General features: G+C 33.7%; 12 protein-coding genes. 3 read left to right on the top strand and 9 right to left on the bottom strand.

Translation table 11 applies throughout. The features are described from left to right. Positions 1-68: 68 nt before the first annotated feature. The 7 genes from H6622_08900 to H6622_08930 form a co-directional block, all read right to left on the bottom strand. Positions 69-545: a CarD family transcriptional regulator gene (locus H6622_08900; GenBank protein ID MCB9061626.1), complete on the bottom strand. Its 477-nt coding sequence runs from the start codon at positions 543-545 to the stop codon at positions 69-71. A 237-nt stretch (positions 546-782) separates the two neighbouring features. Further along, entirely contained in the window at positions 783-4,622 is a 3,840-nt protein-coding gene (locus H6622_08905) for a hypothetical protein (GenBank protein MCB9061627.1), read from the bottom strand. Positions 4,623-4,714: 92 nt separating this feature from the next. Continuing rightward, positions 4,715-5,344: an L-threonylcarbamoyladenylate synthase gene (locus tag H6622_08910; protein ID MCB9061628.1), complete on the bottom strand. Its 630-nt coding sequence runs from the start codon at positions 5,342-5,344 to the stop codon at positions 4,715-4,717. Between the two features lie 197 nt (positions 5,345-5,541). Continuing rightward, positions 5,542-5,970, bottom strand: a complete 429-nt coding sequence (ndk, locus tag H6622_08915) for a nucleoside-diphosphate kinase (protein MCB9061629.1) — start codon at positions 5,968-5,970, stop codon at positions 5,542-5,544. 27 nt (positions 5,971-5,997) lie between these two features. Then, positions 5,998-6,873 (bottom strand): succinate--CoA ligase subunit alpha, encoded by an 876-nt coding sequence (sucD, locus tag H6622_08920; GenBank protein ID MCB9061630.1) that lies wholly within the window; start codon positions 6,871-6,873, stop codon positions 5,998-6,000. Between the two features lie 16 nt (positions 6,874-6,889). Then, positions 6,890-8,050 (bottom strand): ADP-forming succinate--CoA ligase subunit beta, encoded by a 1,161-nt coding sequence (gene sucC, locus H6622_08925; protein MCB9061631.1) that lies wholly within the window; start codon positions 8,048-8,050, stop codon positions 6,890-6,892. Between the two features lie 169 nt (positions 8,051-8,219). After that, complete coding sequence (locus tag H6622_08930) at positions 8,220-9,560, bottom strand: hypothetical protein (protein MCB9061632.1); 1,341 nt, start codon at positions 9,558-9,560, stop codon at positions 8,220-8,222. A 113-nt stretch (positions 9,561-9,673) separates the two neighbouring features. On the opposite strand from H6622_08930, the gene H6622_08935 reads away from it, so the two are divergent. Continuing rightward, positions 9,674-10,522 (top strand): MBL fold metallo-hydrolase, encoded by an 849-nt coding sequence (locus tag H6622_08935; protein MCB9061633.1) that lies wholly within the window; start codon positions 9,674-9,676, stop codon positions 10,520-10,522. A 65-nt stretch (positions 10,523-10,587) separates the two neighbouring features. Here H6622_08935 and tnpA read toward each other — a convergent pair whose 3' ends face one another. Beyond that, positions 10,588-11,010, bottom strand: a complete 423-nt coding sequence (gene tnpA / locus H6622_08940; GenBank protein MCB9061634.1) for an IS200/IS605 family transposase — start codon at positions 11,008-11,010, stop codon at positions 10,588-10,590. Between the two features lie 35 nt (positions 11,011-11,045). Between tnpA and H6622_08945 the strand changes: the two genes are divergently transcribed. Continuing rightward, complete coding sequence (locus tag H6622_08945; GenBank protein ID MCB9061635.1) at positions 11,046-12,455, top strand: transposase; 1,410 nt, start codon at positions 11,046-11,048, stop codon at positions 12,453-12,455. 102 nt (positions 12,456-12,557) lie between these two features. Further along, positions 12,558-13,553, top strand: coding sequence for a hypothetical protein (locus H6622_08950; protein ID MCB9061636.1), 996 nt, complete (start codon positions 12,558-12,560; stop codon positions 13,551-13,553). Here H6622_08950 and H6622_08955 read toward each other — a convergent pair. Next, entirely contained in the window at positions 13,537-15,123 is a 1,587-nt protein-coding gene (locus tag H6622_08955; GenBank protein MCB9061637.1) for a DUF4339 domain-containing protein, read from the bottom strand. The genes H6622_08950 and H6622_08955 overlap by 17 nt on opposite strands. Between the last annotated feature and the right edge of the window lie 15 nt (positions 15,124-15,138).

The following is a 15,138-nucleotide window of genomic DNA, read 5'->3' on the forward strand; positions in this document are numbered from 1 at the left end:
AAAGACCTACCGAGTTAAAATTAAAGGTAATTTTTTATTTAGGGCCCTAAACTAATATCTGAATTCTATTACAATGTGAAGATAGATTCTATTTTTTGATCGACTTCGTCTTTTCCTGTGCCCTTAGAAAGGGCAATTTCCTCAGTGAGTAGATCCTTACAACGCCCAAGCATCTTTTTTTCGCCATAGCTCAAGTTTTTCTGCTCTTTTAAGAGAAACAAAGAACGCAGGACATCAGCTATTTCAAGAAGTGAACCTGTTTTAATTTTATTAAGATAATCTCTATGTCTGCGATTCCATGTAGAATTATCAACTTTGACATCATGGTTATTGAGTAGTCCATAGACCTCTGAAATTTCTTCTGGAGTCACAAGTTTTCTGATACCATCTCTACTTCTAATCGGAATCCTCACGATTAGGCCATCAGAGATAATTTTTACGACGTAAAGAGAGATACTGGCGTTGCCCAAGATTTCATCAACCTTGTCAACAACTTGCCCTACACCATGTCCAGGACAAACAGCATAATCACCAATTTCAAACATATCTCTTACCTCAGTTGCCAGTCGCACATTACTACTTATACCGCACTGTGCCCAATTAAACAATTAGGGCCGTAAAAAGTACAGGGAGTATATAAGATTTTGACAGTAAATGTCAATGATAACTATCCAAAATTATACAAATATTAAGAGGCCTAAGTCGTGGATTTAACTTTAAAGTCAAAAATTTTACTCAATCCAGCTGCTTGTGTTTGTTAATTTTTTTAATATGTATTTATTTTACTTTTTCATTATTCTTTCGCACTGAATATCACCTAGAATTTCAATTAGCTTATTCTGTGCATCATTTCTGGCCTTTTTAACTTGCCCATCTCTAAAATTTTCAGGACTAATTAAAATATTTGTTAAAGGAATTTCCCCACGAACACGTTCTTCAAGCCTCTCAATTTCGTGATCATCTAGGGCCTGGATATCATCCCTTAAAATAGGTTTTAGAATGTCTAATTCTAATAAGTAACTTAAAACGCTTTCAGATTCTAGTCTTGTAATAGAACTGATAAGGGCCGTATCCCTTTTTTCATGAAATTGCTGAAGGAGTTTAACTTGCCCAGATGTTACTTCTCTTGAACCTAGAAAAGATTTTAATGTTTTAAATTCGAGGTTACCTCCAATAAAGAGTTTCAAAATTTCTATTTTGTTTTTATCTTTACCAACATCACGAATGGAGTCTAAAGATTGAGAAAGTTTATCTAAATGTTCTTTATCACCATAAGAATGAAGGGCGAGTTCATAGAGTTTTTCTTGCTCCATGTCCTCTAGGTTTAATATATGATCAAGTATGATTTCTAATAAACCCTTGTTATAATAAACAGGCAGAGCAAATTCAAGAGCTGTTTCGATACACTTTATTTTTTCAGATTGGCTTTCATAGCTTCCAATCTTGTTTATATCTATTAAGTATTTTGAAGGATTAATTTCATACTCAGAAAAACGTTCTATAATTCTTGCTTGTTCAGGCAAATTTAAACTTAAATAAAGTTCAATATCTGGAATAAATTCGAATCCTTTTCTACTCACAGACTCAATTGATTTGAGTGCATTTGGATTAATATTTCTATTAAATAATGACTTAAATTGTTTAATGTCAAGATTACTGGATTTTTTGATATTATAGAGAGTTTCAAAGAGCCTTACTTGCTCAACTGTTTCTAAATTAGCAATAATAATTCCCATTTCCATGACTTCGAAATAATTATTGTCCAAATCTTTGATGAGTGAAATTAAGGCCGAGGTAATTCCCATATTGTCTACAGCTGGTATATTTGTAACTAAGGCCTTAATTGCTTCGATATTATTTTCAACAATACTTTCTTTATACTTGTCTTCTCTTTCATAAAAAGCATCTACGATATTAATTTGATTAGGATTCATATCAATAATTGCATTATAGTAGAGAGCTTTAGACTTTATCTTTACGTTGATGTGCATTACAAGGTAACCTTTTAGGGCCAGATCAAGAATATAAGCAATACTTAGTCTATTAAACTGATGAGCACTTAGCAGTCCTACATATTTTTGCGCTTTATCGTAGGAGCCTTTTTTATGAAAAATTGCAATAAAAGCGTTTCTCGCTTCGGCCGTTTGAAATGAACCAATTGTATCTAAAAATAGTTTAATATACTTAGGTTTTGAACTCAAATATTTAGCAATAACATCAGATGCCCCAACGCCAAGTTCAATAAGTTCAACATCTCTAGGAGCAGTGGCCATTTTTTCAAGGATAAAACTTGGAGATAACTTCGCTTCTCTAAGTCTAACAAACCGAGTGTGGTCACTTACATCTGAGTATGAAATAAGTTTAAAATATTTTTTAATGAAATTTTTATCAATATTGATGATTTCTTCATACATTTTTTCAGAACCAGGAGATTTAAAACCTTTGAGTAGAAGATCCATCGTATCAACAGTGATCACAAAAGATTTTTTCATTACACCTGAGTCAAATTCTAAACTTAAAAGTTTGCGAAGAACAATATAAGCACTATCACTCATTTCAAGATTTGCTGAAGAGATAATTCTTTTAGTTTCATCATAATCTAGATTAGTTTTCTCGCATATTACTTTAAGTTCTTCATTTTTTTCTTGTTCAAATTCACTTGCGTAAACTAGATTTTTCATATGTTGAATGTCGATTTTGTTTTTACTTAATTCCTCTGCTAATTTTAAAAATTCAGATGTTTCATGATCTCCAGATAAAAATCTTCGTTTAAAGTGATTAACATCTAGTTTTTTATCTTGGTATATTTCGAGAATCTCGATATCTCTTTCAGATTTAAGTCCTGTCACTCTGGAGTATGGTGTATCTGCTATAATTTTTTCAAATTTCAGAAGGTCATATTTAGTTTTCACAAACTCCGGATATTTGATTAAATAATTGGCAAATTTAGTTAATTCATACTTTTTATTATCGTTTTTCAGTTCATCTAAGAAAGTTGCTTGATCATGTGAGATAAGCTTATTTGCATAGATAAAAGCTTTTGTTGGAGAAAAATAATTCATCAAAATTTTAACACTATTTAAATATCCCTCGTTAAAATGGACCTCTTCAGCAAGCCTTTTAAATCGCCTCCCATTTAGAAATATCACTAATTGTTTTTCATCAAGGGCGACAAGAATATGCTTACAAAGACTGGCCATGTAAGTACGATGATTTCTTTCATATTTAATTATAGCATTCATTGCTTTTGTAAAATTTTTGTTGTTGTATTCTGAATATTTTCTATCGGGTCTCTTGCTTGCAATTTCGAGGGCCATCTCAGCATCAAGTTCGTTACGAATTCTTAGAGATAGTTTTGCTGCCTGATGAAAATTATCGGCTTCAATTTTCTGTTCAGTCAACAAAGTATTGAAAAACTTAGCTTGAATATAATCGAATTGATATTTTTTAAAGAATTTGCCAACTCGTTCACTTGAAATAATCTTAGACAAGGAATCATTCATTATTTTTAATTCATCTTTAAGCTTCTCTTCATCAATCCTTGCTAGATCAAACTGCACATTTTCTTTGTTTGCCTCTTCAATGCTCTTCTCATTATCAATTATTTCTTGCTTTTTTTGTCTAGCAATTGCTAATTCGTTTTGAACTCTGGTCTTTGCTGATTGGGCCAAACGATCGATTTTCGATTTAAAACTGAAATCGAACCAGCTTATATCTGTCCAAAAATTATCTTTTAATTTTCCTGACTCCAAAGATTTTAAAAGTTCTGTTAAAAAATAAATGTTTGGATCATTTATAGCTTTTTCGGTAATATAGTCGATTCTAGATTTCTCCATTTTTTGCTTTTGCGCTGATTCTAAAATTTGGTCAAACAACTCTTTGCTCTTTGTAGGAGTCCCAAGATTTGTTGCATTATTGATAAGTTGACTACGAGCAACCTCAAGTTCTTTTTCTAGTGCAATTTCTGCGGCCCTTATTCGATCCTGTTCAGATTTTAAGGCCTTTTCTTCTTCAAATTTTTCTAATTTTTCTTCAAACGATTGAACTTTCTCAGTTTTGTTTTTTTCATGTTCTGTTGCAATAATCTTTCTCATTTGATTTTTGAATATCAGATCTAAGAAAAAATCCTTAATTCTATTTTCTTTAAAAGCATCCCTAACGGCCTTTAAAACAACTTCATTTAAATGATCGAGGAGATAACTAGCTGCCCAATTTGCTCTTTGAATTTTATATTTTCCAGAAAATAATATTTTTGTGATTTGAGTGTAATATTCAAGAATATTTTTTTGCGTAGATTGCCCCATTGTTACACCATCATCACTGTAACGTAGTTTAAGTAATTTTTGAGAAGCTTTTCTATTAAAATTAAGCTCTCCATCTTTCAGTTGTGTCAAGAGATCTTCTTTAGTATTACTTTTTGAGACATCTGCCTGAATATCTTTTGAATTTGTAGATAGAACCTCTTCATCAGACCTTGTGTCTGCTTTATTTTCGACATCTACAGTGTATTCACCTTCGAGGGTTATATTTTCACTTCTTTCTGTCTTATTTTTGTCTTCATCATTTGCAAATGTATTAATAGATAAAAATACAATAAATAAAATATAAAGCTTTAAATTCATATAATTTCCCTCTTTAAAAAGAATCTTATAGTACAGGTAGCGTCAAACAACTAGGGGGTAGATAATTTTTTCAAATAAATCAATAACTTTAATTATTTAAACATCGAGCAGTCTCCTGCTCCCTCTCTAATTATCTCAACGGCTTCTCCAGTGAAGTCAACAATAGAGCTTTTGCCGACAAATTCATACTCCCCTGGGTCGATAATGAGATCAATAAAATTACTATATTTTTCTTCGATAAGATATGAGTATATAGATTCTCCATCTGCTAAACCAAGCATTTTGGCAGTAATATTTGTCGAAACAAGAGCTTCTTTGTGCCGCTCTAGAAATAAACGAACCCATTCAACCGGAACAAATCTCACACCTATCTCTCCATCTCTTTTTGAAGCATTAAGAAGTTTTTGAGCGTTTCTGGTCGCAGCAAATATAAATGTATAATGCCCAGGAATGATTTTTTTAAGAGGTCTAAACGCAGAATTAGAGATATGGGCATAATTCTGGGCCAGAGAAAAATCATTCACGAGAATACTAAAATGTTTTGATTGCCCTTCACTTTTAATTTTATAAAGTTTATCAACACCTTTTGGGCTTTTTATACTTGCAACAGCAAGCCAATTTGTATCGGTTGGAATAGCAATTACAGATCCATTATTTAATAAGGCAGAGGCCCGGTCGAAAACACGATCGTCAGGATTTTCGGGTATGATATATTCAATCATCTACTTTTCTAAACTTTTGTCTGAAAAATTAAACAAGAGTTTATTTCCTTTTTTATTAAAGTTTTTAGTGTTTAGTTTCTTGAAGGTCTAAGCTTTGATTTCTATCATTCTTTCTCTAAAAGATGAAGTGAATTGGAATTTACAGCTTCAAAAATAATGGAAAATAGGGGCCTCTGAGAGAGGTCCCTGTTCTTATTTTAATCTCTAGAATAAACTTCGTTATTATCAAAGAAATAGGCTATCTCTCTTTCAGCAGATGCCTGAGAATCCGATCCATGAACAGCATTAGCTTCAATGGACTTAGCATAGAGTTTTCTTAAAGTACCCTCTGTGGCCTCTGCTGGATTAGTAGCACCCATAATTTCACGATTGCGCTCAACTGCACTTTCACCTTCAAGAACCATCAAGACAACTGGGCCTGAAGTCATAAAATTGACAAGAGATCCGAAAAAAGGACGCTCTTTATGCTCTATATAAAACCCTTCGGCCTTCTCTTTAGATAATTTAATCAATTTTGCTGCTGCAATTTTCAATCCTTCTTTCTCAAATCGACCGATAATACTACCTATATTATTGTCTTCAACTGCATTTGGCTTAATAATACTTAATGTTCTTTCTACTGCCATTACTATAACTCCTGATTCTATTAATTATTATCTGTTCTTTAACACTTCTTCCATCTTCTTGCCAAGTTCTGCTGGAGATCGTGCAATTGTCACACCGCACTCTTCTAATATCTTAAACTTAGCATCAGCTGTTTCCTCTCCACCTGAAATAATGGCCCCAGCATGGCCCATTCTCTTACCCTTTGGGGCAGATGCCCCAGCAATGAAAGAAACAACGGGTTTGGTCATATTTTTCTGAATCCATCTTGCTGCATCAGTTTCAGCAGTCCCGCCAATTTCTCCGATCATTATAACGGCTTCAGTGTCTGGATCATTTTCGAATAATTCCAGAGTATCAATAAAATTTGTCCCGGCAACAGGGTCCCCCCCAATTCCAACACAAGTTGATTGGCCAATCTCTCTTTGAGTTAATTGGTAAACTGCTTCATAAGTAAGAGTCCCTGATCTTGAAACAACACCAACTTTACCTGGCATATGAATGTGCCCTGGCATAATTCCAATTTTACATTCACCCGGAGTGATAATTCCAGGACAGTTAGGCCCGATAAGACGCGAAGAAGAACTTGCAAGGGCGGCCTTTACTTTGATCATATCGCAAATTGGGATTCCTTCTGTAATACAAATGATGAGAGGTATTTTTGCATCGATACACTCTAAAACTGAATCAGCTGCAAATGCTGGAGGTACAAATATCATTGCGGCATTAGCATCTGTTTTATCAACCGCCTCTTGGATAGTATTAAAAACAGGAAAACCTTCATGAACAGTTCCACCTTTACCAGGTGTCACACCTCCAACGAAATTTGTACCATAATCTCTAGATTGAAGAGAGTGGAAAGTTCCCTGTTTACCAGTGAAACCAACAGTAATAAGTCTCGTATCTCTATTTACTAAGATTGCCATTATTCTCTCCCTTTAACTAGTTAATCGCCGCTACAACTTTTTTAGCAGCATCTTCAAGATCATCGGCCGCGATAATATCAAGGTCGGATTCGTTTAAGATTTTTTTGCCTAAAGCTACGTTTGTGCCTTCAAGTCTGACAACTAATGGGACTTTAAGACCTAGTGATTTAGCTGCGGCCAAGACACCTTCTGCGATTATGTCACATTTCATAATACCACCAAAAATGTTAACCAATATCGCCTTTACTTTGTCATCTGAAAGAATAATTTTGAAGGCCTCTTCAACAGTTTCCTTTGTTGCAGAACCACCTACATCAAGAAAGTTGGCCGGAGATCCACCATGTAGTTTGATAATATCCATTGTTCCCATTGCTAGACCAGCACCATTGACAAGACATCCGATATTACCATCTAGTGAAATGTAAGATAAACCATACTTATTGGCCTCTAACTCTTTTTCAGATTCCTCTGAAGGATCTCTGTATTCTTCAATATCTGGATGTCGAAACAGAGCATTTTCATCAAAGTTAAGTTTTGCATCTAACGCTATTACGGTTCCTGATTTAGTCGTGACCATTGGATTAATCTCCGCAATGGTACAATCCGATTCAACATAAAGTTTATACAGACCTGCAAAGAATTTTGAGGCAGCTTTCAGCGTCTCCCCTTTAAGTCCCAAAGCATAGCCAAGTTTTCTACCAATAAACGGAGTATATCCAGTTGCTGGATGAACTGGAACTTTAATTATTTTCTCAGGAGTCTCACTTGCAACAGTTTCAATTTCTACACCGCCTTCAGTGGATGCCATAAATGTAATCAGTCCAGTTCTCCTATCAAGAACTAGGCCGACGTAATATTCGTGTTCAATTTCACATCCCTCTTCTATCAGAAGTTTTTGTACTTCTTTACCTTCAGGTCCAGTTTGGTGAGTAACCAATGTTTTTCCCAGAATATCTGTGGCATGCGTTTTTACTTCATCAATCGATTTGGCCAGTTTTACTCCACCAGCTTTACCTCTTCCTCCTGCATGAATTTGAGCTTTGACAACCCAAACTTTCCCACCAAGATTTTGTGCGACTTTCACGGCCTCATCAACCGAATGTGCTACTCCTCCGTTTAAAACTGAAATGCCAAATTTTCTCATCAGCTCTTTGGCCTGGTACTCATGAACATTCATAGAGCTTGCTCCTCAATAGTGTTTTCTATCAATAAATTTATAATGATACTTTCATATGAAATTTACTAATATTCTAAATGCGTTAGTGCTCCCTCATCATAAACGTCTTGAAATTGTGTAGCTAGGAGCAACGCCCAAAAAAGTGAATAAGAATTCAATTGATTCTATATTATTCCTTTAAATTTAGTATCAACACTTCGCTCAATTCTTTTGCCAAATTGTTTGCATCATGTTCAATCGGTTGGTCGGTATAGTAAAAATTTCCGTATGTGCCAAAAACTAAATTTGTAAGATTTAAAGAATTGAATACTTCAAAGTTCTCTTCATAAGTCGTTGAATATTTTTGTGTAAAATAGATGAGATTTTTTATTAATAGGTAGAGGGTCAATTGAAGTGTATCCTTATGTCCAAAAAATTTAAAATGATCTTCAAGCGCGCGTGAAGAAATTTTGAAAATATTTTTTTCAAAATCAATATTGGACCTCATACCATTTAAGTATAAGTCCTTAAATTCATCAAATAAAAACATGATCTGCGTATCTATATCTAAAAAGAAAATAACTTCACGGGTTAAATCCTCGAGCATAGGCGCTAGTAATTGAGGTTGAGAAAAAATATCATCTGATTGGATCAAATACCGTAAAATGTTTTTGGAGTTTCCACTTTCAAAGGCCATTTGAATACGCTTTTTAGTTTTTTTTAAAAAAGGTATCGAATTAACTCGATAGGATTGTGGATGTTTTAAAATAAATGATTCTTGATTTTTTGGTTGTTGAAAAACGAATTGACCATTTTTTACAATTACAGATATATCTTGCATGAGATAATAACGATATAAACCTTTGGGCCCCAGAGACATTTTAGAAATTTGATGCAGATAGAGGGTAAGATTGCGATTTTCTCCCTTAAAATAGGGAAATATTTTGTATTGGGTAAAAAATTCAAAAACCTTCACAAAAGATTCTTGAGTAGGTTTATACTGCATCAATTCATTGAAATTGAAGAGCACTTGGTGCAGTTTTTCTAATTTCCCATAAAAAGAAAAATCTTTGGCCAACAAATCAAAAGAATTTAAACTAAATACATTATGAACAGAAAACTGACCACTTTCTAAAAGTTCCAATGTCTTTGCTAACAAGTTAGGGTTCAATATATTCTTAAGCTTCTGGTTAAGAAATTGAGGTACAAAATTTGATAAGGCCCATTTAATTTCAATTGGATCTATTTCATTATTTTGTGAATAAAGATCTATAAGTTCTAAAGCAGAGCTTCCTTCATTTTTTATTTTTTTGGAAATATCGTGAAAAACTTTTTTAAACTTTAAAACCTCATCTATGTTATAGAGAGTATCGTTATTTTCATCAAATGAATCCATAAATAATTGAGCATGTCCTGGAAGTTCGAGATAAGGATATTGAAAAATTTCTAAAGCAAGACTATCCCTTGTTATATTGTTGGCACAAAGAGATAGGGAAAATACTCCAAATAAAATACAAAAAAACTTCATCATGAAAACTCCGATCTTTAATTCCCAATATTATGCCCAATTAACTTCTCAATGTATGTTAAAAAATATGACAACTTCTTACAAAAATGGTTAGTATTCAAGACCAAGGAGTGAGTATGATTATCAAAAACCATATTTTGAATAGTGGAAATTTTAAACTTGACGGTGGTGCAATGTTTGGAATTATTCCCAAACCTCTCTGGGAAAAAAAATGTCCTCCAGATAAGGCCAATAGAATAGATCTTGCATTAAGATTGTGGGTTATTGAGACGACAGATAAATTAATCATTACCGACACTGGTATTGGTGATTATCATGGAGAAAAATTTAATCAACAATTTGATATAAGAATACAAGAAAAACCGTTAGAAGGTCTTCTTAAACGAATTGGAAAAACTCCTGATGAAGTGACTGATCTTGTGATAAGTCATCTTCACTTTGACCATGTTGGAGGTATTTTAAAAATTGAGGGAAATGAACGACTTCCAGTATTTGAAAATGCAACACTTCACATCCATCAAAAACATTATGAATATTCACTTTCTCCAACTGATAGAGACTCAGGGAGTTTTCATTCAAATGAATATGAACAAATTATTGAGTACTACAAAAAAAGAAATCAAATTCACTTCGTTAATCAAGAAGAAGGAGAGCTTATATCTGAAATTGGTCTAAAATTTAAATGTTCATTTGGACATACTCCTTGGTTAATGCATCCATATAATGATCAATATATTTACCTAGCAGATCTTATTCCTACTTCTGCTCATATTCATATTCCCTGGGTTATGGGATATGATATAAATCCAGGAATCACCACTGAATACAAAAAAGTTTTTTTGGATTTTTGTCAAAAAGAGAATTTAAAAATAATTTTTGAACATGATCCGTTTTATTGGGGATGTTCTATTGGTAAGAACCAAAATGGGCAATATATTGCTCAAGAACTTTATTCTGAGAGTTAGATTTTAACATATGTTAAAAAGAATTCTCCATCCAAAGCGTCGAAGCCTTGGGTGGAGATGAATTTTTAGCCTTCCGGCGAGGATTGTCCCTGTTTTTCAATATACCTTCTGATTGTTTCTATGGTGGTGCCACCTGTGGTGAGTAAACAGTAGGCCCTTGTCCATAGGGCCGGTTTCCAGTAAAACTTTTTGAAGTGATTTTGATGCTTTTTTTTGATGAGTCTTGATGTAACAGTTTTTAGGTTGTTGACGAGCCTACTCAAATCCATGGCCGGATGGGCCTGGATTAAAAGATGGATATGATCCTCTTCTCCACCGAACTCAGAAAGAACACAAGACCACTTTTCACACACATTATGACAGATGTCTTCTAGGTCTTTTAGAATTTCTTTTGTGAAACATTTTCTTCTGTATTTCGTAACTAACACCAAGTGGTATTGAAGGTTATAAACACAGTGATAATGGGATTTTAGATTGCTTTTTGACATTGACAGCAATATGCCACATTGATAATCTCCTCGCAATGACAAAAAAAGTTGCGAGCAAATTAACGGCCGAAAAAAAAGTTCTCTCTAAGAAGAAACGGGTAGAACTGGCCAAGGCGGCCAAGAAAAAACGTAGTGCGCAGAATAAAGCAAAGCTCATAAAAACTTATCGTTTTCGTTTTTATCCGACAAGTGAACAGACATCAACTCTCTCTCGCTGGATGGGAGCATGCCGGTTTGTCTATAACTGCGGACTTGAAGAACGCAACCTTGTTTTTCAAATGAGTGGCGGAGTTAAAAAATTAAAGTATGAATATCAGCAAAACCAACTTCCGGAGTGTCGATCTATGGAAGGTTTTGAGTGGTTAGAAGAAGTTCCTTCACAATCACTTCAAATGGCACTAAGAAACCTAGATCAAGCTTTTCAAAACTTTCTGGATCCAAATCTCGATGCAGGATATCCGACAAGAAAGAGAAAAGGAAAATGCACTGAATCCATTTGTTTTCCCCAAGGAAATAGAGTTATTATAACTTGCGCAAAAAAGAAATCAAAGAAATGGTCATATATCACAGGAATTCCTAAGATTACCGTAGGTAAAGGAGCTACCCCTCTAAAAATTGCTCAACACAGAAAAATTGAAGGAGAGATAAAAAGAGCAACGATTACACGCCAAACAACTGGTGAATGGTACATCTCTCTGAGTTGCTATTTAGGAAAAAAAGCTGAAATTATTCCTATCAATTCGGCCCATAAAGGTGAGTTGGTTCCCGAAAAATCTGTTGGTATTGATTTAGGCGTGGCCAAAACAATTTGTGAAGACGCTCAGAGCGATAATGAGCATAACCTTGATTTGAAAACAATCAAAAAAGTAGAAAAACAAATAGCGACCCTCCAAAGAAGGGCAGCGAAGCAAAAGAAGTTTTCACCTCGTTGGAAATACTATCAAAAAATAGTTGGAAAAAAACATCGTAAGATAACTAGAATAAGACATGACTTTCTTCATAAGGCCTCAAATGATATTTGCAAAAAACACGCAATTGTAGTGCTTGAGGATCTTAGGGTAAAAAATATGTCAAAAAGTGCCAAAGGTACACTTGAAAAACCAGGAAAAAATGTAGCACAGAAATCTGGACTAAACCGCTCTATACTTAGACAAGGTTGGGGAATGTTTAGAGATTTTGTACGCTATAAAAGCGAGTGGCAAGGAGGATTACTTGTACTTGTTCCGGCTAAAAATACTTCTAGACGATGCAGAAAATGTGGTCATACCTCAGTGGAAAATAGACAAAAGCAAGAAGTATTTTTTTGTGTAAATTGTGGCCATACAGAAAACGCAGATAAACATGCAGCAACTGTCATAAAAGCTCTGGGGCTACAGAGCTTAGGTTTTGAGAGCGAAGCTCGAAAAATCTTAGAAGCCCCCACTAAAGACGCATCAGCGGCTTAGTGGTTGGGAGTAGTCACATCAAATAATATTAAATAATAATATTTTGTTATTGATTAATTTTTGGTAGAAAGTCGTTTCATCATTGCTAAATGAGGAGTTAACTTGAAACTTTTAGCAATCGCAAAATTTTTATTTTTAATCTCTGTTCCAATATGCGCGTGTGAAAATTTTCTTTTGAATACTTCTTTCAATATTTCACTTCAGAGTGAATTTGGACATCAATGGCCAAAAACCTTTTTTTCATATGATTTGCAGGAGCTCCAATTTATAAGTTCTCTCTCAAAAAAAAATATGATCAAGTACCTTCATCACCAGTATGACATCGAATTCATTTTCAAAGGTTCAAAATCTAAAACATTTGATAGTAATAATCCTTTCCTAAAATTTTTAACTGAAGATAAGTCAAAAATCATTTCGCAGGCCTATCACTTTTTTGAACAAAATAATTTATTAGGCGAAGATTTAGGACAATATTTACCGCCAAACCATATTGCGGTTTCAGAAAAAGAAGTTTTTCATTCTCATCAAAGACCTTTGGGAAATAGGCCTATCATTATTTTAGATCAGAAGTTTACAAAATCAGTTCTTCTCCATGAATTCATTCATCATTTAAAATTTCTGGACCGTAACAAAAGTGAATTTAATCTAGGAAGGGATTCAAATCAAAAAACAAATGTTCAAATTCTGGCCCACGCTTATATGCAAGAAGCGTTGAGTGAATTAAATATTGATTCCTCTGAATATATCGATTTGATGTTGCAAATGGACTTATTAGAACATGAGCTTTATAGAGAGAAAAATCTGGAGGAATTGCTTGTTAATCATATTCTTATTGAACATAGTAATATTTTGAATTTTGATGCCAATGAAATTGGTCTTCTTCATGTAATTCACAGTAAAAATTTGGTGAACTATTCAACATTCTCACAAAAAAAAGCACATGAACTAAATACTAAGTATTCTTCATTAAATAGAAGCGATTATGGATTTAAATTAACCCATCTCTATGAAATTGATCTGGCCATCATTAAAAATGAGATTTTATGGTTTGCTCAAGCAACTGGACAAAGTGATAAAATAATTAAATGGCCTCAATGACTTTTTTTAACCGAATATGATTATTTGTAATTTGTGAGGTGATATTCTCATATTTAATTCTAAATTCTGATAAAAGCTTTGTTTTATTCTTCTCATCAAATTTGCTATTTCTCTCAGTCTTGACAATCATATCCATTGCTAGTTCACCAAATTCTCTTCCAATATCCACAAGATTTTGATATTCAGTAGCAGTATCAGCTCTCACATTTTGAAGTGAAATTTTTATCTTAGCATTGCTTAAGGTAATATTTTGCAAAACAGGTCTAATCTGATTGAGATAATACGCTTTAAAACGTATAACTTCTGAGGGGGCTTTTACTTTTTTTAATTCAAATTTATATTTTGTATACATTTGTTCTACTAAAGAGCTGAGAGTTTGATATTTTTGTAAGATATCTTGCAAAGGACCTTTTTCTTTCAGAATAATATCATCCCAAAATTTGGCCAATTTGACATTGAACTCACTTTTTGAAAATGGTGAAAGAAAAGCTGTGGTTTCAATTTTATGAACTGTATTTTTTTCTTTGATGAGTTCATTCCACTTGCCAAGTATTCCTAAATCCCTAGCAATGATTTCAGCTTGATAATAACCAGGAACTATCTGTGTTCCTTCATGAAAAGTGAGTTCATCAAATTCAACTCTTCCATTTTGAAGTAGACCTAGTGATTCAACAACTACTGGAGATTGAGAGAGAGACTTTTTTCGAATTGAATGTAATATCACTCTTAAACTCATGGGACCTGGCCTATTTAGTGCCATCCATATTCCTTCAGATTGGGTATTGAGAGCAAAGTGAACCTGAAGATCCTCACCCTTATCATTGATAATTTTTTTCATTTTCATATAATCGACTTGACCAATCCCATTTAAACCTTCTGGCACAGTTGCCTTATTCATAATAAGAAAATAAAGAATAATTCCACAAAATAAGATTATAGTGGTACATCCCAATACAAAACGAGAAAAATATAAAAAAGAAGATTCCTTTAAAACTTCAACTTTTTCTTCTTCAATAATTTGATCAGTTGGCAATTGAATTTCTAGAGGGATCTCATTGTTTTTAGCAAAGATTTCATCAGAAGAAATCGTTTCTTCTTTCACTGGATGAAAAAATTGTTCATTAATTTCAGGTAGAGTGATGTTTTGTATATCAGGTTCTTTTTCAATCTGTTCTTCTTTATCAGAATTAAAAAAATCATCAAGTTCTTGCTCAAGAATGTCAGGATGTGGTGGAGGTTCTAAATGTGAATCTGATTGGATAAAATCATAGATTTCTTGAGCGTCTTGAGAAATATCAACCTGTGCTCTGGTATAGATATTTTTTATATTTCTTTTCTCAATGTCACGAATTGCACTATCCAAGGGTTCTAATTGCACATAGAGTTCATCACAATCTCGCATTTTTAACCAGTCTTCCTGCCCTTTGCGCCATACTAGATCGTCTGAATCAACACGATTTGCCTTATATAGTTCAATTATTTCATTAATCCCAAAAGGGCCTATATGGTGGTCATGGTCAAAGACGAACCATTGTTTTTTTTGATAAATCGACTCTTGCTGCTGATTCATTGGTCTACCTCAAGG

This window comes from Halobacteriovoraceae bacterium, from assembly GCA_020635115.1.
Classification (GTDB): domain Bacteria; phylum Bdellovibrionota; class Bacteriovoracia; order Bacteriovoracales; family Bacteriovoracaceae; genus JACKAK01.

Excerpts from the sequence above, each read along its gene's own strand:
- H6622_08900 (MCB9061626.1), bottom strand. The coding sequence starts at position 545 with ATGTTTGAAATTGGTGATTATGCTGTTTGTCCTGGACATGGTGTAGGG.
- H6622_08905 (MCB9061627.1), bottom strand. The coding sequence starts at position 4,622 with ATGAATTTAAAGCTTTATATTTTATTTATTGTATTTTTATCTATTAAT.
- H6622_08910 (MCB9061628.1), bottom strand. The coding sequence starts at position 5,344 with ATGATTGAATATATCATACCCGAAAATCCTGACGATCGTGTTTTCGAC.
- ndk (MCB9061629.1), bottom strand. The coding sequence starts at position 5,970 with ATGGCAGTAGAAAGAACATTAAGTATTATTAAGCCAAATGCAGTTGAA.
- sucD (MCB9061630.1), bottom strand. The coding sequence starts at position 6,873 with ATGGCAATCTTAGTAAATAGAGATACGAGACTTATTACTGTTGGTTTC.
- sucC (MCB9061631.1), bottom strand. The coding sequence starts at position 8,050 with ATGAATGTTCATGAGTACCAGGCCAAAGAGCTGATGAGAAAATTTGGC.
- H6622_08930 (MCB9061632.1), bottom strand. The coding sequence starts at position 9,560 with ATGATGAAGTTTTTTTGTATTTTATTTGGAGTATTTTCCCTATCTCTT.
- H6622_08935 (MCB9061633.1), top strand. The coding sequence starts at position 9,674 with ATGATTATCAAAAACCATATTTTGAATAGTGGAAATTTTAAACTTGAC.
- tnpA (MCB9061634.1), bottom strand. The coding sequence starts at position 11,010 with ATGTCAAAAAGCAATCTAAAATCCCATTATCACTGTGTTTATAACCTT.
- H6622_08945 (MCB9061635.1), top strand. The coding sequence starts at position 11,046 with ATGACAAAAAAAGTTGCGAGCAAATTAACGGCCGAAAAAAAAGTTCTC.
- H6622_08955 (MCB9061637.1), bottom strand. The coding sequence starts at position 15,123 with ATGAATCAGCAGCAAGAGTCGATTTATCAAAAAAAACAATGGTTCGTC.